The following is a 26,147-nucleotide window of genomic DNA, read 5'->3' on the forward strand; positions in this document are numbered from 1 at the left end:
ATATACGAACATTTATCAAAAAAGCTGTATAAATTTTAACAAAAAAGACCTTTATATAAGAATAAAGATCTTAGTTATAACTATTTGGCTCCTCTTTCAAAATAGTAATGAAGCCTATACTCACAAATTTCCCTGGTTATTCCATATAGAATGTCTGTATCACCAGGAAGTACATCAAACGCTAAACTAAATTCATTCCCCTGAAATACAGTTAAGCTTGCTGCATTTCCACTCCATTTACTCATCGGCATTCTTGCTATTAAACTGCTTACACCCATTTGATCATACTCCCACAACTTCATGGTCCCTTTATCGGAGAAATCCTTCTGTTTTCGGTATTCCGCTCCGGTTAGGTAATTATGAAAGAATGGAGCCGCTTCTTCTGGTGTAATTGGCTTGAACCATTGTAGTGGCCCCCGTTCGAGCATGGCAAGCAGCAATACCATTTTGTAGCTTTTGCTCATATTGGTTTTTTCTACATCTTTCAGCCATGTGTTATATCGGTTATAGATTTCAGATTCTAAAGTACTTAGTTCCCCAGCCCAATCGAGAAAACCAAAGTATGAATCAAATTCAGTGGAATACTGTTTTGATTCAGACTCTCCCAATAGATGAAGCTCCACATAGCTCGGACGTCTGCCAAGCTCCTGTTTTACTTTGAAGTAATCCGAATACAGCTTTTCTTTTCGCGGCTGTCTTTTCCGGTTCATTTCTTGTAATAGATTAATAACCTTCAGATCCAGAGCTATTTCGCATAACTCCGGAACGACCGGCTGCAGGTTTTTGGCTTTTCCCTTTGATTCTGGATCGGTATTGAATAAACCCAGTTTAATATCAGCGTTCCGATAGTTTCCTATCAAATCCACGATAACGCAATATTCCTTGCCGTCTGCTAGTCTCAAACCGCGTCCGATCTGCTGGGTAAATACAGTGAGTGATTCTGTCGGCCTAACGAATAAAAGGGTATCTACAGACGGAATATCCACCCCTTCATTGAACAGATCCACGTTAAAGATGATATCTATTTCCCCTACCGCAAGCTTCCTTATAGATTCCTTCCGCCCTGCAGTCACCTGCTTAGAGTGAAGGCTAACTGTTTTATATCCCCTTTGATTGAAATAGCGGGATAAGAAGTCTGCCTGTCTGATGGATGAGCAAAACCCGATAGTGCGGGTCTGTTTCTTGTCCTCCCAGGCACTAAGAATTCTTTGTGCCATTTCATCCCGCAGCTGAACCTGGAGCAGTTCTTGTTCGTCATACCGGTTACCCAGCCAGGTAAGCTGGCTGTAATCTGTATCATCATACACACCATAGTATTTAAAAGGCGAAAGCCAGTTTCGCTGGATGGCATCCAGGAATTCGAGACGGTAAGTGACATTTCCATCACAGATCGCGTATACATCCTTGTTGTCATTCCGGTCCGGAGTCGCTGTGATACCGAGTAGAAACTGCGGCTGGAAATAATCTAAAACTCGTTTGTATGTATTTGCGGCCGCATGGTGGAATTCATCGATAACGATCAAGTCAAAACGGTCCCTTGGGAATTGTTTGATATGCCGCTGCATGCCTAGAGTATAGATAGAAGCAAAAATAACATCTGCTTCTCCTTCTTTAAGGGTGCCGTTATAAATTCCATAGGTTCTCTCCGGCATTATTCTTTTGAATGATTCTCTAGCCTGGTAGAGGATTTCCTCTCGATGTGCAATGAACAACACACGTGTGAATTTCCTTGCAAAAAAGCCGGCTAGATAAGTCTTCCCAAGCCCAGTTGCCATAACAACCAATGCCTTGCTGTATTCTTCTTCTAATGTATTTTGCAGCTGCTCGAGTGCTTCAAGCTGGGCAAAGCGGGGCTGAATCTCTCCATAAACTTCAGGAGGATCTACAACCCGGTCAGCCTGCTCCTCCTCTTTCCTCTCGCTTTCCTTTTGAAGCATTAACTCAATTTCATCCAGCTCTGACCATGTTTGTTCCAGATGCTTATTTTTCTGATGAAAGGCTTCATAACTAGCCCGATATTCCTCTAGCGTTTCCGCGTTCAATGGCACAGTTTCATCCGCATAAAAAGTCTTTAAAAACTGATCCAGCGCTGTATCAAACACTTCTTTTTCATCACTCACAGACAAGTTCCATTCCACACCATACTCTAGAGCTGACCGGGACAGGTTGGAAGAGCCAACATAAATGCTCTCCCTGTCTCCTTTATCAAATAGATAAGCCTTCGGATGAAAAGAGCTGCCGTTGCTTCTCCAGAACCGGATTTCCAGGTTCTTTCCGATCTTCAGCAGCTCCTCCAACGCTTCCGGCTGGGTGATATACAGATAATCACCCGTACAGATCTTGATCTCTGCATTTCTATCTGCAGCAGACTCTATCGCTTCTTTTATATACCTCACACCAGATTTCATCGTGAATGAGGTCAAGATACAGATAGAAGAAGATTCCTCAATTTCTCTTAAAATATGTATGCCAAGCTTCTCGGTGATTAGCTGGATGTTACTCATCTTCAACCTCGATCAGAAAGATCTTCTCTTTAAAACCGCCGCGCTTTGCCGCTTTCTCTGTTCTTATCTTTTCTACTTTGTCAATTGATCCGCCATGTATGGCTGCAAGCGCATGGATAATTTCCAGCAAGTCTGCAAGCTCCTCGAGTGCTTCTTCATCTGTAGAGGCTGCTATGTATTCTTCCAATTCTTCAAAGCTTTTTTTCTTTAGTTCTTTTTTATATTCTTCATCATCTAGTACTTTTGTGGAAAACTGTGCACCTGTATTTTCGATAACCTGCGGAATTAGATCTCTGACTAGTTTGTTGTAGATTGGCATGGGTGCCTCCTAAAGTTGATTAAAGTTGTGATAACATTCTTTCTCTAAAAAAATTCTCTATTAAATCATACTCTGGAAAGTTGTTTTTTGACTTCTCTATGATTCTTAAACACTCTTCCCATGTGACCCAGCCAATTCTGCTGTTTAATTCCTGTAACCATTTTTTCTCATGTGAGTGTTCAGGTCTTTTATTTATCGTACCTATATCGTTTAATAAAGCTTCTGGGTCACTCATGTATTCCTTCATTTTATAATAATACAGGCGGCTTCCAGGAGGCTTTTTAAATATTTCCGGAGTAATTAGCAAGAAATAGAACTGGTCTAGATCATATTTTGCATCTGCCAGCCCTACTTCAATGCACCGCGCCAGTTGATTGCGCGTTGTCACATAAGTAGTTTGACAGGATATATCCGAGGTAAATTTGCACTCAATATAAACTTTTATAGCTCCATTAAGTTTAAGTACGGCATCAAATGTTGTCTTTCCTTCTACAGGCTTATTCTCTTTAATATCTTCCCTTATATATTTGACTGGGTTTGTTTGAGCTTTTATTTGTAACAGATCAAGAATTTCCCTTGAAGGTGAGATTGCTTTTTCTAATTTCAAGCAGTGATTGATGATTGGATCCCTCGCTTTTCCAGGGAATGCATTATCCATCAGGTCCTCCCATGCCGAAGCACCTATTTTCTGAAGTGTGGAGAGAGCAAAAAGGGTAATTAAGGTTTCATCCTTATCAGCCTGTTGAATATACTTTCTGCTTTTGCCGTCTGTATTTGATTCTGGGCGGGTTCGGTTGAGCAATGCTTCCAGTCCAGCCAGCCTTTTAACACTATCTCCTGCAAAAAGCGATTTCAGATACTCTTTATCTTTTAATAAATCCATATCTTCACCTCAGAAAGTAGATTTTTAATCATCCATCAGTCCAAAAAGTTTTCTTTCAAAACCAGCCTATTTCCCTCATTCTCACATATCCCTGCCCATATTAACATGGCAGCAACAGGAGTGATCCGCCGGAACACGGAATCACCTAATTTCTTATTATAAAGCTTATACGCTATGTATCCTTCCACTGAATCAATTGGGAGTTTAGAGTCCCCAAGCTTGCCATACATGGCATCCCCTTTTATTGCTTTACCGCCTTTTGTTTTTAAAAGCTCAACAGCCAGCTCAAAGCATTTCCATGGTAAAAATGGGGATGTATTCAGATTAGTTACATATATCCCATCTTCCGCCAATTCTGCTTCCATGAATTTACCTTTTTTGATTAACGGAATTGTCACCTTATTTCCAGCTGACTTCATACGTTCTGTAATTATGCTGCTAATACTGTCCATATCGGCATGACTCCTTCTGTTATTAGCTGTCTATATTTCATATCCAAATTATACTATTAAATCCTCAAGCTTTTTACTTAAAAACAAAAACGGGTCATTCTCAGTCATTTTCTTAGTTTAATAATTAATTACTAATAAACTTAAAGTCTTCCATTACAAATCCATTTTTCGTGGTAAAATATACCTAACTAAGTCAAAGAAGGTGCAAACATGAAATCATTAATCAAACTTACTCTGTCTCTCGTCGTTCTCCTGTCATTCCTTATTCCTTCTGGAGCCGAAGCAGCTGCGGCGAAAACCGGATATGTGAATATCACATCCGGCAAGCTGAACGTCAGATCTACTCCGAGCACATCCGGTAAAGTAGTGGGAACCCTGAAGAAAGACACAAAACTGACGGTCTATTCACAGACCAAATCCGGCTGGTCAGAAATCCGCTACAAATCTAAAAAGGCATATGTGGCTACCAAGTACATAAGATATCAAACATCTTACCTGATGGATCCATCCAAGAAATATGTATACAAAGCAAACGGTGAGTACTATTCTGTCGTTTATGCCGGCAAGTACAATGGATGGGATAAGTGGAAAACGAATGCTAACGACTATCACATCGTTTACGAGGATGCCAAAGGGCTATATTCCGGATGGATGGAATCTGAATACTACATGGATTTAATGTATCCAGTCAAGGTCAATAAGAAATGGAATGATGGCCTTGGTGAAGATTATTATAAATGGGTTTCGGGAACAAATAAGACAGTCAAAACGGGTGCAGGGACCTTTAAAGGCTGTATCGAAACGAAAGAAGAAGGTGGATATACAACTTATATCGCACCGAATGTGGGAATTGTCAAAACGTATTATAAAGGCAAAGTGGTAAGTGAGTTAGTTTCTTTGAAAAAGAAATAAGCCTTTTGGGAGGCCCATGACGGTCTCTTTTTTTTCTTTCAGTAACAAATAAACCTTCTATACCCAATTTTCAAAGAACCCCAGGAATACTTCTTTTTTATTCTAATCTTGTATGCTTTCCCACCCATTTGCCCATCCTGTTAATAAAACCAACCGGAGCACAATCATGAATCCAGCCAAAAAAGAATTCACAAGGAAAAGCCTGGTCCTCTACCTAGCCTTGAATATGCTGCTCACTGCCCTGCTAGTGGTCAGTTCTGTTTTTCTGCGGGATAAAGAAGAATGGAATTATGTTATGTTAATTTCCCTTCTATTCCTGCTTGTATACGGTATGTACCTTCTCTATCGTTTTACCACCCTGATTCCCGCAGCGAAGATCTCCCTTTCCAGGCTCTGTCTCGGATGCGGCTTGCTGCTGGGCATGATTATGCTGGTATATGCAAATCTTTATCTTCAGGTGTATGAGCTGAGGGACGGCCGTGCCTTTACAGGACGGAGCCTTAATGGAGATGATTTTCTCTACTTCAGCATCACGACCTTTACGACCACCGGCTATGGCGATATCACGGCCGTTGGCCCGATTTCGAAGGCAGTGGCCGCCAGTGAGATGCTGCTGGGCTTTGTGAGCAATGCCATTTTCATGACCATCCTGGCGGCTAAGCTTGTGACGAAGCTGAAATAATGAATCACCCCCTGCTCCTAATGGACGGGGGGTGTTTTTGGGTGCTTATTCGCTTATTCTCTTTTCAGCAATCCTCTTCAACTCTTGAGCACGGGTCACAATAAAATTGGTCATATATTTTTCTAAAAATAAACGATCAGCCAGTCTCCCCAGTATCCCTAAAGGAGACCTATAAGAAAAAACATCCCTCATAAGCGTCCCTGAGCCGCTCTCCATAAACTCATGAGTATGCACAAAAGAGTGAAAAGCCCCCTTCACCATCTCATCCGTGAATCGATACGGCTTTTCCATTTCCGTGATCTTCGCAGTTAATCGCTGTCTTACTCCCAGGTGGGTGGCAGCCCAGGTAACGGTATCGCCCTTTTCCACCATTCCCGTCGTAACGCCGGCAATAGCTTTTTCCTTTGTCTTACTGGTGGTTTCCATATGTACGTCTATATCTCTCGCAAGATCAAAACAGACAGTGATGGGTGCATCAATATATATTTCATAGGTGATGACTGGCATAGTGGGTGTACCCTTTCCATGGAGTATTCGTGAAGCTTTAGAGTTCCTTTTTCATTTTAATATTCGTTATGATATACCCCAATTTTTCGTATAAACCCAGGGCTTTCCCATTATGGCCGAAGACGTGGAGGGCTATGCTTTTCAGCCCCAATTCCTTTGCCTTGATTCCAATTTCTTCCATCGCTTTCTTACCATACCCGCGGCCCTGGTACTCTTCCCAGATGTTTATATCATAGATAAATCCTCTGTGGTCCGACTTTTGTGCGAGCCAGATCATCCCGACTTCCTGCTCCCCGTCCCGAACGGTGAACAGCTTGTGGTTCTCGGTCTTTTCGCCGTCTGGCAAAAGTTCTTTATATTCCTGCGCTGCCTTGCCGTACGCTTCTTCCTCATTCCAATTGCCTGATTTAATATGTTCTGCAGCATATGTTTGAACCGCATATGTAAGATATCTTTGAAAGTCCTCTGCATTCATTTCTACTAATTCAATCATGATTTCTCCCCGCTTTTCTATAAAACTCCATCTTCTAAAAATGTAATCTCGCATCTGTCTGCATCCAATGAAGCGTTGATTCCGATTGGGAACACATGAGATGGGAAGGTATGTCCAATATCCACATTGGTTAAGATCGGAATATCTCGATCCCCGATCACCTCAAGCAGCAGGCTCATCCAAAGTGAAGGGAGATTTCAAGTCATCAAAATGCTCATGTTTCGTCTCCTATTTTTTATGCCATAGGTTTGATCACAAAAAAAAACTAGAATCATTTGCAGTGCCATTAAAGAGTATAATTTTCAGGTTCATCAAGCCAATCTTGTAATTTCATAAAGTATTGGCCAATGTGCACACCATCTACCAATGCATGATGTGCTTGAACAGATACAGGCAGCTTTATTTTTTCGTTTTCCTCAAAAAACTTTCCCCAGGCAATACGCGGTACACTGTCAGCGGGACTAAGATGTATTGGGTGAGTAATACTGGTAAATGAAACCCAGGGAATACAGGTCATATAAAGGAAGTGGTCCGCTCCTTCTTCATTTTTCAGGTATACCTCTTGCTCCGCTTGTTCCATCTTGACTGAGACTTCCTTGAGAAAAAAAGAAAAATCATCCTCAAAGGCAGCGGAACAGAAACTGAACAACTCATCTGTTGCCATGACCGTAAACGAAGGATGAACCCTATCATGCTCCACTACTGTGTCCTCACGTATGCGATAACGGAATTCTTTGATTTCGTTTGCGGTTTTTACTGCACCAAATAAAAATGATTTGAAGAAGGAAAGCCGCTGCTCTTTTATTTTCTTATAAAAGACGGTCACATCTACATTTGCGCTTACATTTAGATGAGGAAAATCCATTGAACGAAAAAGTTCAAAGTGCTTTTTCCGATTCCATGATTCCATTTTAATATATCTCACTATTAACTCTCCTTTCAGATCATTTGCAATCTAACTATACTTGAATTCCAGCTGCCCGAAAACTCTCTTTGCCATTTTAAGACCAAAATATTTCCAGTGGCGAAAGAAAATTTCTGCTCCATTCGACAAAAACCAGGACCTCTATTGGCAATCTTGAGATACTTTATATAACTAAAGAACTATCATTTTTCCATTCATTCGGTAATCCTCATTTTAGGCTGCTCATTCTTGTAAACTCATGTCGATTTCTCTTTATAACTGTTCGCTAAATATTCTGATATATTCAAATAGCAACAAACTTACTGGATAAATAGAGGGAGTGTCGAATGTGCTGAAAGTTTTATCTAAATCTGCGCTGGCGGTTGCGCTGGCTGGGAGCATCGGGTTATCCGGACTACACGGAGCCGGCCCAACATCGGTAAAAGCGTCTGACCTTAAGGGAATCAGTTTGGCTGATTTTGTGGGTGCCTCCCCTGAAATGGCGGCTAAAGCAAAAGAGCTTGGAAAGAGTTTGACAAAAGCGGATCCGGCTGAGAAGTTTGCCGAACAGCAAGGAACCAAATTTGAACAGGCCGGAAACAATCATGTAACTCCTAAGCCGGCTGTCGGCGATGTGCCATTACTCGTAATCCTTGCGAAATTTAAAGATGGCGATGAGCCGAAGGGTGATCCTAAAGGCCAGGTACCTGCCAAATATTTCGATGACCTCATTTTCGGGGATCAATATAATCCATATGAGCTGGATGAGTTTAAACAGTTTGCAGAATTTAACGGTGTGAAAGCGCCGACGGATAATACGATGCAGAATATTTATAAAGAATCAAGCTATGGCAAAGCCAAGCTTGTGAAGAAGGATAATGCCCAGCTCGTGTGGGTGGAACTGCCGAAGGGCGCTTCCTACTACCTCGATCAGGACGGAAAGCATGCGGAGAATGGCAAGTATGTGAACGGCAATGTGAACGGTGATGCCCATATGGGTGAATATGTGACAGACGTTTTCAATGCGGCGGACAGTGTTGTCGATTTCTCTAAATATGCCGTAAACGGACAGGTGCAGAACGTATTTATCGTCCACGAAGGATCAGGCGCTGAATGGAGCCAGGATCCGGCCCAGATCTGGTCCCATAAGTGGAATGCACTGAGTGCGTTATACTATGCGAAATATTATGAGACAGGCTTTGCTACTCCGGATGTGAACCGCGATGGCGTGGTGTCAGCTGCTGAAATGAGTGCATGGCAGTCACAGTTTATCAAAGACCATACATTTGACGGCGTGTTAGTCAACAACTACAATGTTCAGCCGGAAATCGGCGGAAATGTAGCCGGTTATGACCTTGCAACCAACAGCTACAGTGATGCTGCCAAGACTGGCCCTTACCCGGGGCAGGCCGGTGTCTTCTCTCACGAATTCGGACATGCGCTTGGACTGCCTGATTTTTATGACACAGCCTATACATCTGAAGGAGTCGGCAACTACTCCATGATGGCGGGCGGTTCCTGGATGCGCTATCCGGATGCCAATCAGTATTCCGGCAACTCGCCAGTGAACTTTGATCCATACTCCAAAATGTTCCTTGGCTGGGCATCCCCTATCAAGGTAACACCTGCTGACGGCGTCAAAACGATTACACTAAAGCCGGTAAACAAAGCAAGCTCCACGGATGCCTTTGTCAAAATGGAAGTGCCGGGCTCAAACGGCACAGAGTACTTCCTGTTCGAAAATGTCCAGCAGACAGGCTTTAATAAAGGCTTGATCCGCCAAGGCAAAGATGCCCACGGACTGGTAGCCTGGCATGTGGATGAAAATGTCCTGAAGCAGTATGGCACACCGAACAATGTGGAAAACTGGATGAACAAACGCTTCCAGTCCAACCAGTCCATCACGCTTAAAAATGGTACAGTCATCAGCCACTACGGCTTGTCCACTCTTCAGGCAGACGGCAAATATGACCTTGAGCACAACGTCAACCGCGGCGACGCGGGCGACTTCTTCAAAACCGGCAGCAGCATCACACCGGTCTCAGGGAATGTCCACAGCGGTTCCTACTACTTCTGGAAAGGCTACAGCGCCACACCTGGCGATTCCGGAATTCATGTTACAGACATTAAAGAAAATACAGATGGATCGATTACAGCTAAATTCTTCTACAAAGCTACTGAAGCAGCAAAATAAGATTAAGGAGAGAACCGCCGCTATGGCTGGTTCTCTTTTTTTTAGTGAACCCGGTTACCCTTAATAGTCCATATTTCGATTAGGGTTGACCAACCGTACACTGAAGTGAGTTTTTTAGGTCAAGCCGTTTTACAACAAAATGCCCAATTTTCAAATCTATTAATTAAATGCTGACATATAAGAGATTGGTCCCATCCAATAAAACTTTTCACATGACTTTAGAAGGGTTTTCATAAAATTGAAAGGGTTTACATGGTGATGTATGGAAAATTGTGAAAGATGGAAGAGAAAGGAGAAAAGGAGGATTAATGCTTTTTGTTTAAAAGGTTTCTGGCTGGTAATAAGCGCAACAAATTCACATGATCTAGAACTGACTGATCTTCAGGTACACACCTCAAAATAATCGTACCAACCATTAAAGGAGGTATATGGGATGAAAACAATTGGAAAGCCGTTAAGAACACTGATGTTATTTGTTTTCGCAGTAGTTTTGACTCTCCCCTTCAGTTCCGGGACCCTTGCAAAACATTCAAAGACAAAATCAACAAGCTATCGTACGGTAACAGAAATTCATGACTGGGGTGCAGCAGTTACAAAGGTGATTGTGGATCTAGGCAGACCCGTATCCAAAAATTCAGTAACAGAGGCTACCTTCAAAGTACATGTATCCAGGTCAGACGATAGGCTGGCTGCGCCTTTAATAGAAGAAGGTTACCGCAAAGTCACAAAAGCATATGTTTCGGACCGAAATGGAAAACCTGTTTCCAAAGGAAAATATGCAGCTTTGGAAATGGAAATTGGGCCTGCTGTTTCATTAGGTTCACCGCTCAATTATTATAACGGATCGAATATATGGATTGACTGCGATTACACCATTACCCAGGTAAAAGATATCGTTACCAAATCAGGAACTTTTTCAGGATTAGTTGTCAAAAAGTTTGATGGCGGAACTCGTGAAATTGTAGACGATTTCACCAAGGGTGAGTTCTCAAATGAAAATACCAAACTGACATACGCAGACTTTGCACCAGCAAAAGACAAGGGAAAGAATCCATTGATTATCTGGCTGCATGGCGGCGGTGAGGGCGGCACAGATGCAACGATTCCCCTTTCTGCCAATAAAGCGGTAAACCTTGCGACCAAAGAAATTCAATCCCATTTTAATGGAGCTTACGTTCTAGTACCTCAGACCCCAACCCGATGGATGGACGGCTTTACGGGGAGAGCAGATGGGACTTCCATCTATGAAAAAGCACTCATGGCGCTAATAAAAGATTATGTTTCGAAGAATCGTGACATTGATCCAAACAGAATCTATATCGGCGGAGCATCGAACGGCGGATATATGACCATGCTTATGATCCGGGACTATCCTGGATACTTTGCGGCTGCATTTCCGGTTTGTGAAGGATTAAATGATAGATTAATAACCGATGCAGACATTATGAAAATGATGAAAACACCAACCTGGTTTGTAACTGCCAAAACAGACACAACATTGCCTCCGGAAATCAATACAGTCCCTACTTATGAACGTTTGATCAAGGCTGGTGCAGAAAATGTTCACTTATCTTTATTTGATAATGTCCATGATACTACCGGCTTATATAAAAACGCTGACGGTACACCTTATGAATACAATGGACATTGGTCATGGATTTATGTATACAATAACGAACCTAAGGCAGTAATCAATGGCAGCACAACAACAATTATGGAATGGATGTCTGCTCAGTCTTTGAGGAATAAATAATAGATTTTTACAGTAGCTTGGTTATGGTGTGCAGAAAATCCTGATGACATAGCTAAATCCCGGAGGAAGGACACTATTAATCGGTGTCCTTTTTTCAGGTATGGGTTCGTTTCTACCCTTTTTTAAAAACTCCTAATGGTTTAATGCTAGCAATTTTTTTAAATATTTAAGTACTGGTAAGACCTTTGGATTGGTTCAGGAAAAACTGGCCAATCAGATGCAGATGGTTAGATTCCTTGCTGATTATTTTTCCTTTTAAAAATTTATTGCAAACCAACCATATTTTCTCACTGTTCAGTTTTTATTGATCCTTCTGGCCACATTTGCAGTGCCATTAAAGACTATAATTTTTATGTTCATCAAGCCAATCTTGCAATTTCATAAAGTATTGGCCAATGTGCACACCATCTACTAATGCATGATGTGCTTGAACGGATACAGGCAGTTTTATTTTTTCGTTTTCCTCAAAAAAACTTTCCCCAGGACAAAGCGAATGAGTCAACTAAATAAAATTAAGGAGAGAACCGCCGACCAGGCTGGTTCTCTTTTTTTAATTCTAGAAGGGATACATATAAACCAGAAACCTATAAACGAATATAAAGATGATCAAAGGCACTCTTGCCAAAGTAATGAACCTCCACATTCCCTTCCCTGCAAAAGCAAAGATCAGTGATATTCCGGTTACCATGAAGAGGATATTCGTTTCCTGCTGTCCAGTAAGCTAAAAAAAATAACAGACTGAATACTAAAGCTTTCCCTTAGGAAGACCCCCTCCTTTCTTTACCTAAATACCACTATAGGTGGGTTACGAAAGATTCAGAGGGTATTCAAATGGGTTCCGAGCTATGTTCCGAAGTGCATTCCGAACTGCACAAAACGTGTTCACAATGAGTTCCAAACAGATCCGAAATTCTCGGAGGGTACTTACAAGGGTTTTGAGTTGTATTCCGAAGTGCTCGGAAGCATTTGAAATGAGCTCCGAATAGGATTTGAATTGCTCAGAGCTTTATATAGACAGGGGAAGGCCCTCACTGCAATCATGCAAAGAGGGCCATCGGTTTCAGTATTATTTCTTCTGTGACTTCGATCCGGCTTTAAAGCCACGTATTTGTCTTTTATTTTTTATAAGCTAAATTAGCATAAATCTCAACCATCGCAGCCTGCTCGATAAGCGGTACCGGCTTTTGTGGATCCCGCTGAAATAGACCGGTTTTCGGGTTTCTAACCGTATCCCACATCTTATCCGCATAGGCCTGGCTATATTTCCTATATTTATTGTCAGGCTTGACTGAATCCAAAAGCTGCAGGTTTTCGAAGAAGATGGCATTGAATTCAGGAGGATTCTTGTAGAGCTGGGTGTCGCCGTAATACTGGATGGACTTTTCTGCCAGGATCTCTGCACGTTTCAGATATTTTTTATCCCCTGTTGTTTGGTAGAACAGAGTATTTGCTCCGATCATCATTCCCTGGTTGTAGGTCCATTGAGTTTTCTCAATATTACCTTTCAGATCGACATGGTCCCAATACAAGCCGTTTGGCGCGAGCATGGAGCTGTTGACCCAGTCATAGGCTTTTTTTGCCCATTCAAAATAATATTTGTCACCGGTTATTTGATATAGATAGAGCCCGATCTGTGCCACTGGCGCATTGGAGATGGTATTCCGGTCCTGGCTCCATGGTGCCTGTGTCCAGAATATGCCGCCCGGATAAGGATGTGAGGAATCAGTGTCCCACCCGAATACCTGCAGCTTAAAGATATCCTTCGCCCGCTTTAAGGAAGACTGATCACCTGTAAGCTGATACAGCTTTAAGAAATTCAGGGCTATCCAGTCATTGTCATCATAAAATTTATCTCCGCCCTGGCCTATAGGAGGACGAACATAAGAATCATAGCCGGCAGGATTGGTTTCATTATTCCAGTATAACTTCAACCCTTCGAGACGTTGGTTTCTATCCAATACATACTCAGTCCCTATTTTCGGAAGTCTTGTCATATCGATCGTGGCAGCCATAGCCCGGGAGAACGGCCATACATAGGAATAGGGATTCCCTCCCTCTCTGGGATATTCTTCTGTATAAAGCATTGCACTAGGCTGATAAAAGTACTTTTGCAGAGATTCATAGGATGCAAGGGCTCTCATGGTATTTTTCTTTTGGTGGGACGCTGCAAGTGCAGAGGTGTCAGGCGCTATCCACAGTGCCGCCATGATAGCCAGAGTAAGTGCCAACCAGGTTTTAAGAAATTTTTCCATACTTCTTCCTCCTCCTTTGATTGTTATGGTGTACTGTGGTGTGTTCAATTTGAATGGACATCACCCCCTTTATGGTCATAACAAAAGGTACCGGTCATTCTTCACTCACAAAAAGAAGGGAGTTACCTCCCCCTTTTTTGTCATTCTCTGAACCATTTTCCAGTGGAGCGCCGCAGTTTTGGTCCTGAGGCGCCTTCTCTTAATCTTTTCCAGGCAGAACAGCCGGAGCTTGTGTATTGAGAAGCCCTCTCTGAACCATTATCAGGAGGAGCGGGAGCAGTTTTAGTCCTGAGCCGCCTGCTCTAAACCACTTCTCAGCGGCCCAACTATCTTTCCCGTCTAGAGAATTCCCTATTTCAGCTTCACCATAAACGTCTTAATCTCATAAGGCTTAATATCAAACGCAAAGCCTTTGCCTTCCTGAACCTCAGCGATACTTCTCTCCATCAAATCGCACTCCTGCCAGAATTCAAGCTTCCTATCACTTCCAACCTCCACTTTCCCGCGAGCTCCGGCAAATTCGTGCAGACGGATGATAAGGGCATCTTCATTCTCTGCCTTTTTCACAGCATCCACTATCACGTTTGGTGCAGAAACGCTGAACAGTGAAACGCTCTCTGTCTGACCTTCCGCATAGGTTAGAGGATTATTGAGCTCCCAAGCCTGGCGCACGGTATTCCCTTCATACCAGCTGCCTGCATGAGGAAGGAGCGAATAGGTAAACAGATGCTCACCCTGATCTGCTTTGATATCCGGATAGGTAGCGGATTTTAATAGAGTCAATCGCATCACATTGTCCTTGATGTCATGGCCATATTTGCAGTCATTCAGCAGACTCACCCCGTAATCCCGCTCAGAGAGATCTGCCCACTGATGGCCGACTGTTTCAAACCGGGCATAATCCCAGCTTGTGTTCCAGTGGGTCGGTCGTTTTACGTTTCCGTACTGGATATCGTACGTGGCTTCTGTTGCCCGGATTTCCACAGGGAATGCGACTTTGAGCAGCTGGTCCTGTTCATGCCAATCCACCTTTGTTTCAAAATCGATCCGCGGATTGTGGGCATACAAGGCCATTTTTTGGAAAATAGTTGAGTGGGAATATGCCCATTTGAATTCCACCACACAGCGCACAGGCCCATTTTCGATCACCTGGACATCCTGCAGGTTCGAAATTTCCTTCATTTTTTCCTGATAGTACAGATCGATATCCCAGGCATCAAAGCGCATCGGCTTATCTTCGAACACCTGGAACACATTGCCCCTTTTCTGCGGTGCCAAGACATTCCGCTCATTTTTCTTATCAAAGATACGGGTCAGCTGGCCGTTGTCATTCCAAGAGATTTCATAATAAGGGGTGGAAACACTTTTTTCAGCTGTATGAAAAGACGAAACAGTTCCATTCGTACCCTGTTCATAGCGGATGGTGCTCTTTCCGAGGGACGGTACATCCGAAACCCTGACCAGCCATTTCCCGTCAGCCGTTTTCTGGGCGTCGAGTACGTCTCCACTCTCATTCTTCCAGAGCAATTCACCAGGAGCCTTTGTGTCAACTTTCACAAGATCGTTACGCTTCCACGAAGAGGAATTGTAAACGGCAATTGCGCCTCCTCCATCATTCTTTGCAATGGACTGGGAAGCCGCACTCCATGCACCCGCCGCAAGCTCATGTGCTTCAGCATATTCCAGCCTGCTGTCCTCATACACCTCAGTGATCGAGGATCCTGGAATGATGTCATGGAATTGGTTTCTCAAGACGATTTTCCAGCTTTCCTCGAGTTCTTGTGCAGGGTAAGCTGACCAAGAACCCTTCAGGACACTGTTCAATGCATTCAGCCACTCGGTTTCACGCAGCAGCAGCTCCATTTTCCGGTTCATTCGTTTATTGTAGGCCTGTGAGGTATACGTTCCGCGGTGGTACTCGAGATAGAGCTCCCCATCCCAGAGATGGACATAATGATCGGTGTTTTCGACAGTCTCATGCAGGCGCTGGAAGAATTCGTCCGCTCTGCCTGTCTTCACAGCCGGCAAGCCTGGCATTTTGTCCAGCTTTCGTCTCATCTCCAGCATTTCGCGGTTCACGCCTCCACCGCCGTCGCCGTAGCCATAAGAAAGCAGGAGCTCCTGATTCACGCCCTTATCCCGGTACGCTTCCCAGATTCCTTTGACGGAACGAGGGGTGATTTGGCCGTTATATGTATAAAACCAGCGGTCATCCTCAGGGGTGGTGATGAAATGGGTCAAAATTTCCGTACCGTCGATGCCTCTCCATTTGAAGGTGTCATGCGGCATCCTGTTGTACTGGCTCCAACTGATTTTCGTGGTCATGAAGGTTTTGATGCCGGACTTGACCAGAATCTGCGGGAGGGCCCAGCTGTAGCCGAATACATCCGGAAGCCACAAATATTCGCATTCCTTCCCGAAGTTCTTGCGGAAGAATTTGGTGCCTAAAAGCAGCTGGCGTACGAGCGACTCCCCGGATGTCAGGTTGCAGTCGGCTTCGAGCCACATTCCGCCTTCTGTTTCCCACCGTCCTTCCTTCACCCGTTTTTGGATCTGCTCATAAATTTCCGGATAATCCGTTTTGATATATTCATATAATTGCGGCTGGGTCTGCAGGAACACATAATCCGGGTACTGCTCCATCAGCCGCAGGACGGTGGAAAAGGAGCGGGCCGCTTTTTCTCTTGTATGCTTCAGCCGCCACAGCCAGGCTACATCGATATGGGTATGCCCGATGGCGGTCACGGTTACTGGGAAGCTTGGGGGCATTTGCTCAATTTCTGCATTTAATAGAGACTGAGCCTCATAAAGAGAATCATAGAATCCTTCTGAGCCCGCAACTGACCAATCCACTAACAGGAAGGCGCGGTCCAGGACATTTAGGAGCGTCTGTCTCTCGGGCTGGTTTTCCTCGAGATACTTCACGGTCTCCAAGCCTGCTTTTGCCGTGTAATACAGATCATCGGCCTTTTCATCCAGACAGGCGATAAAAGCCTTCTTCAATTGATGCTCCTGAAGCGTCGGCTGCCCTCCGCCTTCAAGCCCTGACCAGAGCCTGAAGCAGAGCTCGATGCTGGTCCCGGCGTGGCTTCCACCTAAGAACACCTCCTGATGGTTCATGTCCACTCCCTGATACGGTGTGCCATTTACATACAACAGGGACTCGAATCCGGAGTTATTGCCTCCGCCTGTTTTTCCAAAGTCGAACACACCCACAATCTTCTGCTGGGCCCACTCCTCAGGGATGGAAACCTGAGTTTTCAGCCAGATATATTGGTCGCGGCCATCCCAGCGGTCCCGGACATTCATGGTTCCCCATTCCCCGCCTTCAGGCGGCCGTTCGGAAATGTTTCCTTCTACATCCTCCAGTGCCTGAAACGACTGAATCTCCTGGGCATTTCGATAACGGTAGGAATCCAGCTCCTGTATACGGCGTTCTAATTTATCAAGTGTCCAAAACATATCAAGCACTCCTTTTATTTTGAGATCAGCCTTTAGATGCTCCGCCGAGGCTGAAGCCTGTACTCATGAACTTCTGTGAAAATATATATAAGATGACTGAAGGCATCGTATACACCATGGAGAAAGCAGCGAGCTTTCCGTATTCGATCATCCCGAAGGTCCCAAAGAACTGGAAAATGGTGACGGAGGCTGGAAATTTGTCCGGTGACTGAATAAGGATATACGGAACGAAAAAGTTCCCCCAGCTTCCGGAAAAGGTAAAGATCGCGACTGTACAAATGCCAGGAATCATAAGCGGCGCGACCACCCTCCGCAGGCCTGCCCAGACAGACGCACCGTCAATCCATGCGGATTCCTCCAATTCCAGCGGAACAGAATCCATAAAGTTTTTCATCATCCAAATCGCATAAGGCAGTCCGGATGCCGTTAAAAACAGGATGGTTCCGATGAGGGAATCCTGCATATTCAGATAAATGAAGAGCTGGTAGACCGGCACCATCACCGCCGTGATTGGCAGGGCCGTCATGAACAGGATGGTATACATAAACGGCTTCTTGAATTTCAAGGCATATCGTGACAGCGGATAAGCGGCCATGATGGCGACCATTACCACAAGCGCTGCCTGGCCAACCGAAATAAACAGCCCGATTCCAAAGGAACGGAGATTAGCCGGATCCGCAAAAATGGATGTGAAATTCTTCAGGGTTAAGGAGCTCGGCATTTTCAGGGCCTGCTGGGCATTGGGATCAAATGATGCCAATAACACCCATAAAAGCGGCAGGATAAACAAGATCCCCAGGGTCGTCAGAATGACATATGGAACGACTTTTTCGGCATTATAACGGTTCATGAATATCCCTCCTTTAAATATCAGCCTTCATGGACCGCATATAAATCAAACTGGCTCCGATTCCAATCACAAGCAGGATCAGGGATATCGCGGTTCCATAGCCAAGCTGGTAATTGACGAACGCCTGATTGTACATGAAGATTGGCAGTGTCTGGGTAGATGTACCAGGCCCTCCGCCGGTCATGGCAAAAATCAAGGTAAATACGCCCAGTGTCTGCAGAGTTACGAGAATCATATTCGTCACGATCGATCCCTTCACCATCGGCAGGACGATGCGGAACAGAACCTGGAACTTATTCGCTCCATCCATGACGGCTGCCTCCTCGACACTTTTCGGTACATCGTCGAGGGCTGCCTGGAACACGAGCATTGAAAAGGCTGTTCCGTGCCAGATATTCGCAATGACCACACTCACCATCGGGAAGGTATACATCCAGGTGACCGGCTTCATTCCGATATGCTGGAGAATCATATTCAAGGTTCCGTTATCGCTTAGGAACGCTACCCAGCAAAACGCTACCACAATCTCCGGTGTCACCCATCCGGCCAGGACAATGATACCGATAATCCGGCGGAAGGTTTTGTTTTTCTCCTTCATCAGGACAGCGAGGATAAAGCCCAGCACCTGCTGGCCAATGACGGCAGAAAACAGAAGGAACACAATGGTTTTAACTACAGAGATCCGGAAATCCGGATCCTGGAACATGGTGACGAAGTTCTGGAAGCCGATGAACTGTGTACTCCTAGCTTCTGTACCGGTCAGCGTAAGATTGGTAAAAGCAAAGTAAAAGGTCAGTAAGATCGGTCCTACAAAGAAAACGAGCAAGAGAATCCAGGCTGGCAGCAGGAAAAGGACTGATTTCAAAAGAGTATGATCTCTTTTGGTTTTCTGCTTGATTGTGACGGCTGGCGATACAGCTGTATTTGACCTCATTTCACACCCCGTCCTATCATTTTTAGCTGGAGGCTGCCTTTATTAGCGCAGCCTCCTCTTTTATTTTTCGATCACATTGTCTTCACCGACAATTTTCGTTACATTGCTTTGATATTCCTTGGCCGCATCTTCTGGGGTGATTTTATCGGTGACCACGCCCTCGACAAGGGATTGAATCTGTGTGGATACAGTAGGATATTTATCGACTGCCGGGCGGAAATGGGTGAAGCTCAGGAATTCCGTGGCTTCTTTAAACATCGGGATTTCCTGATAAGACGGTTCGTTTGCGACATCATCACGAGGAGTCAGATTTCGTTCTTTTTTAAGGAGTGACAAGTTGTTTTCCTTGCTAGAGGCTAATTTAATGAAGTCCCAGGCTGCATCTTTATGACGTGAATTTTTTGGAATGGAGAGCGCCCATCCGCCTGACATGGATGTGGTTCCCGGAGCCTGACCGTTCTGAGTCGGCATGGCTGCAAATCCTAATATCTTGAAGGCATCCGGCCAGGGTGCGGCGCCGTCCTCGCCCCAGTTTCCTGTCTGCCAGAAGCCGTCGAGCCCTATCGCGAGCTTTCCTTTAGGGAACATCTGCTGGTAAGCCACGGCGCCTCCCGATCCATTCAGTACCTGGGAAAGACTTGGACCCAGCTTTTTCTCGTAAATCGTATCAATGAATTTGAAGGAATCGGTAAGGCCCTTGCCTTTCACAACCCATTTCTTGGAGTCATTATCATATAGAGGAGTGTCTGTACCGGATAAGAGCATTTCGAATGTCTGCATGGAGGTTGCTTCCCCTGTCGCCTTTCCGGAGTTCATCCAGATTGGGGTCACGCCGGGGAGCTTATCTTTGATGGTTTGTGCGGCTTTTAAGATATCATCCCAGGACTTCGGCTCCCATGGAACGGGAAGTCCTGCTTTTTCAAAAAGATCCTTGTTGTACCAGAGTCCGCGGGAGTCGGTGTTATAAGGCACTCCGTACGTTTTTCCGTCCTGGGCAATGACACCCTTTTTCACGCTGTCATTATAATTGCTCCATTCACTCCAGTCCTTGATTCTATCATCCAGAGGCTCCAGATAGCCGGCGCTCGCATCGGAATTGACCATGAAGGTATCCTCGGTCACGATGTCGGGTGCGGTGTTTTTGGATTTTAACATTAAGGCAACCTTGGCAAAATAATCTCCTTCCGACACATTGAGCGGCGCCAGTTTCACATCCACCTTGGGATGTTCCTTCTCGTATGCTGGAATGATCTCCTTATTGAGCCAGTCGGTCAGCCCTTTATTCGTCCCTCCGCCTGACCGGTATGTAATTTTGATAACCTGTTTTCCACTGCTTTCGCTGGACGAGCTTTCATTTGAGCACGCTGCACTCAGCAGCATACTGCCGCCAATGACGGAAACAGCCGCGATTTTCGTGAACATCCTTTTTTTCATAACTCTCTCCCCTATACTTCATATTTTTTCAATATTGTAAGCGGTTACAAGTTGATATAAAAAAATAAGACCGATTCACTGCTTTTGCTGAGATGATATGCTCTTAGCATAAATGGTATATTTGATACATGTCAATATGTTAATTGAAAACTTAAAATATTCGGTTTTCCTTTAGGTAAAAGGATGCTATGGGCCATGAGGTCCTTAATCGTATTGATGAAGGTTGATTTCCCTTGGATCCCCCGCCGATCAGGAAGACCATGATTTGTTCTGTAATTTCTCCGGTGAGGGAATATCCAAACAGCCGCTGCATGTATTCAACTAACTCTTTATCCCCTTGGAAAATTTGCTCTAAAAAATTCATCCATTCGGGGCACTTTGCTTTGTCATCCGGTTGGAAGATCATGAAAAAAGGATTGGTCAGCTAGAACTAAATTACGGGAAAGTCATTGAAGACTTGGGTGAGGTTAGAAAAGAAAACGCTCAAATCAAGCAAGGACAAGTCCAAATCGAAAATACCGTATTAAAAGAATTCAGTTCCCAAAAAGAACTCACCAAGAAATTGTTAGAGCATACACTAGATATTAAAAAGCTCAAGACTGTGGAAGAAGGGGAAATGAATAAAATCAGGGCTACCCAAGAAGGGGAAATCATGAAAACAAAGATAACGACTCGAAAAGTCCTCTTTTTAGGGCTGTGCGGCGGGTCTGGCATAGTTGGGCTGGTATCTTTTGTTATTACTAAATGGGACAACATTATGAAATGGTTCGGAGGCAAAAGACATGATCAATTGGACTGTGCGATTTAAGAATAAACTCTGGGTTATGGCCTTTGTGTCACAGCTTTTTATTTTGGCAGAAATTCTTTTGGTTGGCGCTCATGCTGTTGGTCTCACAGATTTTCAGCTCACAGAGGAAATTAAGGGCTGGGTGCTAGCCGTAATCAATGCACTATTTGGGGTTTTCTCCACAATCGGAAATATTCAGGATCCAACCACGGCCGGCCTGCGGGATAGTGCCAGGGCGCAAAATTATACTGAACCAAGATAAGCTGCCTTCGGGCGGCTATTTTTTTTTAAGAAGGGATGAAAAAATGACTACTGTTCATTTAGCTTTTATCGATGGCGGGCACGCAGGTTTAAGAGAAAATAAGGCTAACCCAAGCGCAACACCAGGAAAAGAAACCCCCGTCGTTAACAGTTTAGGACGCAGGATTCAAGAAGAGGAATTCAACGAACCAACTGCAGCCCTGTTAATCGCAGAATTAAAAAGGTGCGTAGTTCATGTTTATGATGTTGCACCAGGCGCCGGTGATGTCCCGTTAAAGACTCGTACTGATACAGCCAATCGAATCTATAAAGAACCGGACTTTTTTTAACAATTATTCCAAGTATATTGTCAGAATATTTATGAAATGATATATTTGATATATCATTTATGAGATTATGAGGATGTGAGGATACGTGGAACTTCCATTATACGAAAAAATTTATCTGGACTTATTGAATCAGATTGAGACCGAGCAGCTCAAGCCCGGAGACCAGCTTCCGACTGAGAAGGAATTGGCAAGCCAGTTTGGGGTCAGCCGGATCACCTCGAAAAAAGCAGTGGAAAAACTGGTCCAAATCGGGGCCATTGAACGCATTCGCGGGAAAGGGTCCTATGTCTCAGAAAGACTTCCGGACATGAGTACTCTCAATAAAAAAAGCAGCCCTGCTCCAAGTGAGATCCCGGAAGACGAGCCGAATGGCTTAATCGCCCTTATCATTCCCGACTTCTTCAAGGACAGCTTTGGCAGGAATATCATGAAGAATATTGAGAAACGCTGCGCTGAAAAGAATTACAGCTTAGTCGTGAAGCTGACATATGGCAGCCAGGAGGAGGAAGACGAGGCGATCAATACGATGGTCCAGCTTGGGGTAAAAGGGATCCTGATTTACCCCGTCAATGGACAGCATTATACTGCCAGCATTCTGAGATTGGTTCTCGAGGGCTTCCCTCTTGTTTTAATCGACCGATATTTAAAAGGAATCCCGGTCTGCTCGGTGTATACGGACAACAAAAAAGCTGCCCAAAATCTGACTGAATTCCTGCTGACACAGGGTCATGATCATATTGCGTTTGTCTCGCCGCCGGAAGAAGACACTTCCTCCATCGAAGAAAGAATCCAGGGATTTCAAGCTGCCTATCTCAAGAAAGGGATCGCCGTCAGTCCGGATCTGCTTTTGACAGAAATGTTCAGCACCCTTCCTACTTTTGAAAAATCGGATGAATTTCAGGAAGATTTGATCAAACTGAGGAAGTTCATCGAGGAAAATGCGCATGTGACAGCCTTTATCGCCTGCGAATATGAAATCGCCAGCGTGCTCTCACATGTCCTAAAGTCCCTCGGGAAATCGATCCCAGCCGATTATGCCATCGCCTGCTTCGACCATCCCGGCTGGTTTTACAACGATATAATTTTCACTCATATCAAGCAGGATGAGGCGGGAATCGCGGTCAAATCCGTAGACTTGCTTTTAAAACAAATCTATGGGGAAACGGTGCCTGTGAAGAATATGGTAGAGTTCAAGCTTGTGGAGGGGAATACGGTCTGAAGCAGCAAGAAAAAGGAATGAGCGGATGGGCTCATTCCTTTTTACATATTAAGGTTCGAATTTCTAACCTTCATAATTAAATTTTTTCTTTACCTGCATCCTCTATATCTATAGGAGAAATTAAAGAGTAATTTGTTCATTGATCAATCTCCTCTGCAGTGGCTTTCCTTAAAAATATATGCGTTAAGAACTATAAGCAAAACCGGTTTTACTGCCCTCTCTATTTCCAAAGACTCAATTTTCTGAATCTTGTAAAATTATTGTTAACAATGTCTCTTTCATCCCTTACAATACTTTTTAAGCGTCCCGGAATTTTCGTTAACCGAAACAGTGGAAGCCTTATCTAGTATTCTGGAGGGGAAGTTATTGAACAAGAAGAAGTTTGTATTTCCGATGGTGTTATCTGCCGCATTGTTTACGAGCGCTCTCGGCGCAAGTCCTGCAGGTGCGGTTCAGATTGAGAATTCCGGCGGTACGCCCGGCAAAGCTTACGGCCAGCAGAATAAACAGGTATTCGTAAAGAGTAAGTCCGGACAAAGAGCGAACGCGGATGCTGTTCAATATGTTGAGCAGAACAAGGACTCGCTGAAGCTTGTGGCCCCTGGAAATAACCTCAAAGTAAAGTCCCAGGAAAAGGACAGCAAGGGCATGACTCATGTGAAGCTGCAGCAGGAAAAGGACGGCGTGCCGGTTGAAGGTGCGGAGTTGATTGTCCACTATGCAGAGGACGGAAGTGTTTCCACTGTAAACGGTTATTATAATAATGAGGTTGCAGAAGAATCTCTTTCTACAAAGCCGGAGCTTTCCTCAGGAAAAGCGCTTGAACATGCGAAGAAAGCCGTCTCTGCTCCTGAAGAGCTGGAATATGCCCCGAAGACTGAGCTCGTTATTTATCCCTTCCAGGAAAAAGAATATCTCGCCTATAAAGTGAATGTGACTTTCCTTGGAGAGAAGCCGGGCAACTGGTTTGTGTTTGTGGATGCGAATACGGGTGAAGTGATCGATCAGTACAACGGCCTGATGCATGCGGACGACTATAAGTCTTCCACTGGTGTTGGCACCGGTGTAAAGGGTGAGAGCCGCTCCCTTCATATCACGCATAAAAATGAAGCCGGTTCAGGGGAAGGAACACAATTTTACCTGTACGATAATTCTCATGAAAACCTCGGCGGCATCTATACGTATGATTTCAAAAATCAGTGGCGCACCGCAGAGGTCCGTCTTCCTGGAACACTTTATTCAGGCAATGACGCTTCCTTCAAGGATGATTATGACCGCGCTGCTGTAGATGCGCATTATAACTCCGAGCAGGTGTATCATTATTACAAGGACGCGCATGGACGAAATTCCATCGACGGAAAGGGCATGGCCATCAAATCGACGGTCCATTATGGCGACAACTATAACAATGCCTTCTGGGACGGCTACCAGATGACGTACGGCGATGGCGACGGGAAGTTCTTTATATCACTGTCTGCAGGACTTGATGTAGCGGCGCACGAAATGACGCACGGTGTGACCACCCACTCTGCCGGCCTGAAGTACCGCTTCCAGTCAGGCGCGTTGAATGAAGCCTTCTCAGACATCTTCGGCGCCTTGATCGACGGCGATGACTGGGAAATGGGCGAAGATGTCATGGCACCGGATGCTGTGGCTTCAGGTCGCGATTCCCTGAGGAGCCTCAGCAATCCGAATAAGTTCCCGGTCGGCGCTGCCTATACGTCATATGGCGACGGCCGCGGTTTGTATCCGAAGCACATGGACGAGTACTACGACCTGCCGCTGAACCTCGATAATGGCGGAGTGCACATCAACTCCTCCATCATCAATCACGCGGCCTACCTGACAGGTGTTGAGATCGGTAAGGAGAAGCTCGGCAAGATCTATTACCGTGCCCTGACCGTCTACCTCACTCCAGACTCGAACTTCAGCGATGCCCGCAAGGCCATCATCCAATCTGCGGTAGATCTGTACGGTGCAGGCAGTGCGGAAGCCAAGGCCAGCGAAAATGGCTTAAACGGCGTTGGAATTACGGAATAACCAATAGCTTGAAGGAAGAACCGTGCGGGCAGCCTGCACGGTTTTTTTCTTGGAAGAATTTAGGCTCCCCTGCCCTTTCATGCTGCCGTATATTAGATTAATATAACTACAAAAGAATAGTGTCCTCATTTGTATTTCATACAAATCCTCTGCAGTTTTTTTGCCTCTGATAGATTTTTTTGTCGGAATAAAGAAATGAGGCAGGAAATATTTCATTTGAAACCTTCATTTTTTTGGCCAAATTAGCCCTTTTGGGGACGAATTGAAAAAACCCGCACTGAGAAAATAAACGTTTTACAAGTTTTGGGAAATATAAGATAATTGAACTAGAAACAGGGAAAGGAGGAAGGATATAACGGGGGATGGACAGCTGATTTTTTAGAGATAATTATAGGGGGAAAACGAATGGAAATGAAAGATAGTTATATTATTAATTATGAAACCGTTTTAATTAAGTCATCATTTGATTCGTTTGCTAATCACTACTCTCTGGTGATCCAGGGACATGAAACGTTTTTAGTCGCTCAAAAACCCACCACGATTCTAAATAACAGCATGCTGTATTACGGCTCCAGCCTCATCGGCGGCATCCAGAGCGCCAAATCCATCCTCGGCAATGTCAGCTGGTGTCCGATTGAAGTATGCTCAGAACTCGATATCTACTGGTTCCCGCTCCACTCACCGAGACACAGCGAGAGCATCTGGATCGCCCTTTCGCACACCCTTCTACCAGAAAAAGTGTCACCTTTCACCACGAGAATAAACCTTGGTTACGGCCACTCCTTTACCATCGATATGAAACTGGGCCGCTTCAACAGAAGAAAGAATAATGCCATCCAGCTGCGGCATAGCCACCAGCAGCGAAAAACCAGGCGGGCTGTCTATTACTATGAGCCCCAAAGCGGCTTTCAGCTTGTGAGCGAGAGCCCTGCGACGAATATGTAATGGAAGAAAACCGTCCTTCAAGCTTTAATTG

Annotated in this window: 24 protein-coding genes; 10 read left to right on the forward strand and 14 right to left on the reverse strand. The window is 44.6% G+C overall.

The genetic code is table 11. The features are described from left to right. Positions 1-80: 80 nt before the first annotated feature. From V1498_RS12530 to V1498_RS12545, 4 genes are read right to left on the reverse strand one after another with little or no spacing between them, the layout of a single operon-like run. The gene (locus tag V1498_RS12530; RefSeq protein WP_409294059.1) at positions 81-2,504 is read right to left on the reverse strand and encodes a DEAD/DEAH box helicase family protein; all 2,424 of its coding nucleotides are present in this window, start codon (positions 2,502-2,504) and stop codon (positions 81-83) included. Next, positions 2,497-2,823 (reverse strand): phosphoribosyl-ATP pyrophosphohydrolase, encoded by a 327-nt coding sequence (locus V1498_RS12535; RefSeq protein ID WP_409294060.1) that lies wholly within the window; start codon positions 2,821-2,823, stop codon positions 2,497-2,499. Before V1498_RS12535 ends, V1498_RS12530 begins: the two co-directional genes overlap by 8 nt. 19 nt (positions 2,824-2,842) lie before the next feature. Then, positions 2,843-3,706, reverse strand: a complete 864-nt coding sequence (locus V1498_RS12540; RefSeq protein ID WP_409294061.1) for a hypothetical protein — start codon at positions 3,704-3,706, stop codon at positions 2,843-2,845. Between the two features lie 35 nt (positions 3,707-3,741). Then, complete coding sequence (locus tag V1498_RS12545; RefSeq protein ID WP_409294062.1) at positions 3,742-4,158, reverse strand: hypothetical protein; 417 nt, start codon at positions 4,156-4,158, stop codon at positions 3,742-3,744. 210 nt (positions 4,159-4,368) lie between these two features. Between V1498_RS12545 and V1498_RS12550 the strand changes: the two genes are divergently transcribed. Together V1498_RS12550 and V1498_RS12555 are read left to right on the forward strand one after the other, a co-directional pair. Beyond that, complete coding sequence (locus tag V1498_RS12550; RefSeq protein WP_409294063.1) at positions 4,369-5,070, forward strand: SH3 domain-containing protein; 702 nt, start codon at positions 4,369-4,371, stop codon at positions 5,068-5,070. Between the two features lie 166 nt (positions 5,071-5,236). Beyond that, a complete protein-coding gene (locus V1498_RS12555) occupies positions 5,237-5,752 on the forward strand; it encodes a potassium channel family protein (RefSeq protein ID WP_409294064.1) in 516 nt (171 codons plus the stop codon). Between the two features lie 45 nt (positions 5,753-5,797). Here the strand turns inward: V1498_RS12555 and V1498_RS12560 are convergent, their stop codons facing one another. From V1498_RS12560 to V1498_RS12575, 4 genes are all read right to left on the reverse strand, one after another. Beyond that, positions 5,798-6,259, reverse strand: coding sequence for an SRPBCC family protein (locus tag V1498_RS12560; protein WP_409294065.1), 462 nt, complete (start codon positions 6,257-6,259; stop codon positions 5,798-5,800). A gap of 37 nt (positions 6,260-6,296) precedes the next feature. Next, positions 6,297-6,752: a GNAT family N-acetyltransferase gene (locus V1498_RS12565; RefSeq protein ID WP_409294066.1), complete on the reverse strand. Its 456-nt coding sequence runs from the start codon at positions 6,750-6,752 to the stop codon at positions 6,297-6,299. Between the two features lie 17 nt (positions 6,753-6,769). Further along, positions 6,770-6,931, reverse strand: a complete 162-nt coding sequence (locus V1498_RS12570; RefSeq protein WP_409294067.1) for a hypothetical protein — start codon at positions 6,929-6,931, stop codon at positions 6,770-6,772. A gap of 107 nt (positions 6,932-7,038) precedes the next feature. Then, positions 7,039-7,677 (reverse strand): CatA-like O-acetyltransferase, encoded by a 639-nt coding sequence (locus tag V1498_RS12575; RefSeq protein ID WP_409294068.1) that lies wholly within the window; start codon positions 7,675-7,677, stop codon positions 7,039-7,041. Between the two features lie 328 nt (positions 7,678-8,005). Here V1498_RS12575 and V1498_RS12580 point away from each other — a divergent pair, with 328 nt between their 5' ends. Both V1498_RS12580 and V1498_RS12585 read left to right on the forward strand, forming a co-directional pair. Further along, entirely contained in the window at positions 8,006-9,850 is a 1,845-nt protein-coding gene (locus V1498_RS12580; RefSeq protein WP_409294069.1) for a M6 family metalloprotease domain-containing protein, read from the forward strand. A gap of 433 nt (positions 9,851-10,283) precedes the next feature. Further along, positions 10,284-11,603 (forward strand): prolyl oligopeptidase family serine peptidase, encoded by a 1,320-nt coding sequence (locus tag V1498_RS12585; protein WP_409294070.1) that lies wholly within the window; start codon positions 10,284-10,286, stop codon positions 11,601-11,603. A 334-nt stretch (positions 11,604-11,937) separates the two neighbouring features. Here V1498_RS12585 and V1498_RS12590 read toward each other — a convergent pair whose 3' ends face one another. The 6 genes from V1498_RS12590 to V1498_RS12615 form a co-directional block, all read right to left on the reverse strand. Beyond that, the gene (locus tag V1498_RS12590; protein ID WP_409294071.1) at positions 11,938-12,105 is read right to left on the reverse strand and encodes a CatA-like O-acetyltransferase; all 168 of its coding nucleotides are present in this window, start codon (positions 12,103-12,105) and stop codon (positions 11,938-11,940) included. A gap of 613 nt (positions 12,106-12,718) precedes the next feature. Further along, a complete protein-coding gene (locus tag V1498_RS12595) occupies positions 12,719-13,855 on the reverse strand; it encodes a glycoside hydrolase family 76 protein (protein WP_409294072.1) in 1,137 nt (378 codons plus the stop codon). 351 nt (positions 13,856-14,206) lie between these two features. Beyond that, the gene (locus V1498_RS12600) at positions 14,207-17,317 is read right to left on the reverse strand and encodes an alpha-mannosidase (protein ID WP_409294073.1); all 3,111 of its coding nucleotides are present in this window, start codon (positions 17,315-17,317) and stop codon (positions 14,207-14,209) included. 25 nt (positions 17,318-17,342) lie between these two features. Beyond that, complete coding sequence (locus V1498_RS12605) at positions 17,343-18,167, reverse strand: carbohydrate ABC transporter permease (protein ID WP_409294074.1); 825 nt, start codon at positions 18,165-18,167, stop codon at positions 17,343-17,345. Between the two features lie 13 nt (positions 18,168-18,180). Then, complete coding sequence (locus V1498_RS12610; protein WP_409294075.1) at positions 18,181-19,101, reverse strand: carbohydrate ABC transporter permease; 921 nt, start codon at positions 19,099-19,101, stop codon at positions 18,181-18,183. Positions 19,102-19,161: 60 nt separating this feature from the next. Beyond that, positions 19,162-20,535 carry an ABC transporter substrate-binding protein gene (locus V1498_RS12615; RefSeq protein WP_409294076.1) on the reverse strand — a complete coding sequence of 458 codons (1,374 nt, stop codon included), beginning with the start codon at positions 20,533-20,535 and terminating at the stop codon, positions 19,162-19,164. Positions 20,536-20,929: 394 nt separating this feature from the next. On the opposite strand from V1498_RS12615, the gene V1498_RS12620 reads away from it, so the two are divergent. The 6 genes from V1498_RS12620 (at position 20,930) to V1498_RS12645 (ending at position 26,116) form a co-directional block, all read left to right on the forward strand. Beyond that, on the forward strand, positions 20,930-21,343 hold the full coding sequence (locus V1498_RS12620; protein ID WP_409294077.1) for a hypothetical protein: 414 nt from the start codon (positions 20,930-20,932) through the stop codon (positions 21,341-21,343). Beyond that, entirely contained in the window at positions 21,318-21,584 is a 267-nt protein-coding gene (locus tag V1498_RS12625; protein WP_409294078.1) for a phage holin, read from the forward strand. Before V1498_RS12620 ends, V1498_RS12625 begins: the two co-directional genes overlap by 26 nt. Positions 21,585-21,627: 43 nt before the next feature. After that, positions 21,628-21,912: a hypothetical protein gene (locus V1498_RS12630; protein ID WP_409294079.1), complete on the forward strand. Its 285-nt coding sequence runs from the start codon at positions 21,628-21,630 to the stop codon at positions 21,910-21,912. 85 nt (positions 21,913-21,997) lie between these two features. Then, a complete protein-coding gene (locus tag V1498_RS12635; protein ID WP_409294080.1) occupies positions 21,998-23,131 on the forward strand; it encodes a GntR family transcriptional regulator in 1,134 nt (377 codons plus the stop codon). A gap of 366 nt (positions 23,132-23,497) precedes the next feature. Next, positions 23,498-25,171 carry a M4 family metallopeptidase gene (locus tag V1498_RS12640; RefSeq protein WP_409294081.1) on the forward strand — a complete coding sequence of 558 codons (1,674 nt, stop codon included), beginning with the start codon at positions 23,498-23,500 and terminating at the stop codon, positions 25,169-25,171. A gap of 405 nt (positions 25,172-25,576) precedes the next feature. Beyond that, a complete protein-coding gene (locus V1498_RS12645) occupies positions 25,577-26,116 on the forward strand; it encodes a competence protein ComK (protein WP_409294082.1) in 540 nt (179 codons plus the stop codon). The last annotated feature ends 31 nt before the right edge of the window (positions 26,117-26,147 follow it).

Origin of the sequence: Paraperibacillus marinus, assembly GCF_046237605.1 — a bacterium.
Lineage (GTDB): Bacteria > Bacillota > Bacilli > Bacillales > DSM-1321 > Paraperibacillus > Paraperibacillus marinus.

Bases quoted from the DNA above. Each gene is read 5' to 3' on its own strand.
- V1498_RS12530 (WP_409294059.1), bottom strand. From the start codon at position 2,504: ATGAGTAACATCCAGCTAATCACCGAGAAGCTTGGCATACATATTTTA.
- V1498_RS12535 (WP_409294060.1), bottom strand. From the start codon at position 2,823: ATGCCAATCTACAACAAACTAGTCAGAGATCTAATTCCGCAGGTTATC.
- V1498_RS12540 (WP_409294061.1), bottom strand. From the start codon at position 3,706: ATGGATTTATTAAAAGATAAAGAGTATCTGAAATCGCTTTTTGCAGGA.
- V1498_RS12545 (WP_409294062.1), bottom strand. From the start codon at position 4,158: ATGGACAGTATTAGCAGCATAATTACAGAACGTATGAAGTCAGCTGGA.
- V1498_RS12550 (WP_409294063.1), top strand. From the start codon at position 4,369: ATGAAATCATTAATCAAACTTACTCTGTCTCTCGTCGTTCTCCTGTCA.
- V1498_RS12555 (WP_409294064.1), top strand. From the start codon at position 5,237: ATGAATCCAGCCAAAAAAGAATTCACAAGGAAAAGCCTGGTCCTCTAC.
- V1498_RS12560 (WP_409294065.1), bottom strand. From the start codon at position 6,259: ATGCCAGTCATCACCTATGAAATATATATTGATGCACCCATCACTGTC.
- V1498_RS12565 (WP_409294066.1), bottom strand. From the start codon at position 6,752: ATGATTGAATTAGTAGAAATGAATGCAGAGGACTTTCAAAGATATCTT.
- V1498_RS12570 (WP_409294067.1), bottom strand. From the start codon at position 6,931: ATGAGCCTGCTGCTTGAGGTGATCGGGGATCGAGATATTCCGATCTTA.
- V1498_RS12585 (WP_409294070.1), top strand. From the start codon at position 10,284: ATGAAAACAATTGGAAAGCCGTTAAGAACACTGATGTTATTTGTTTTC.
- V1498_RS12595 (WP_409294072.1), bottom strand. From the start codon at position 13,855: ATGGAAAAATTTCTTAAAACCTGGTTGGCACTTACTCTGGCTATCATG.
- V1498_RS12600 (WP_409294073.1), bottom strand. From the start codon at position 17,317: ATGTTTTGGACACTTGATAAATTAGAACGCCGTATACAGGAGCTGGAT.
- V1498_RS12605 (WP_409294074.1), bottom strand. From the start codon at position 18,167: ATGAACCGTTATAATGCCGAAAAAGTCGTTCCATATGTCATTCTGACG.
- V1498_RS12610 (WP_409294075.1), bottom strand. From the start codon at position 19,101: ATGAGGTCAAATACAGCTGTATCGCCAGCCGTCACAATCAAGCAGAAA.
- V1498_RS12615 (WP_409294076.1), bottom strand. From the start codon at position 20,535: ATGAAAAAAAGGATGTTCACGAAAATCGCGGCTGTTTCCGTCATTGGC.
- V1498_RS12625 (WP_409294078.1), top strand. From the start codon at position 21,318: ATGATCAATTGGACTGTGCGATTTAAGAATAAACTCTGGGTTATGGCC.
- V1498_RS12630 (WP_409294079.1), top strand. From the start codon at position 21,628: ATGACTACTGTTCATTTAGCTTTTATCGATGGCGGGCACGCAGGTTTA.
- V1498_RS12645 (WP_409294082.1), top strand. From the start codon at position 25,577: ATGGAAATGAAAGATAGTTATATTATTAATTATGAAACCGTTTTAATT.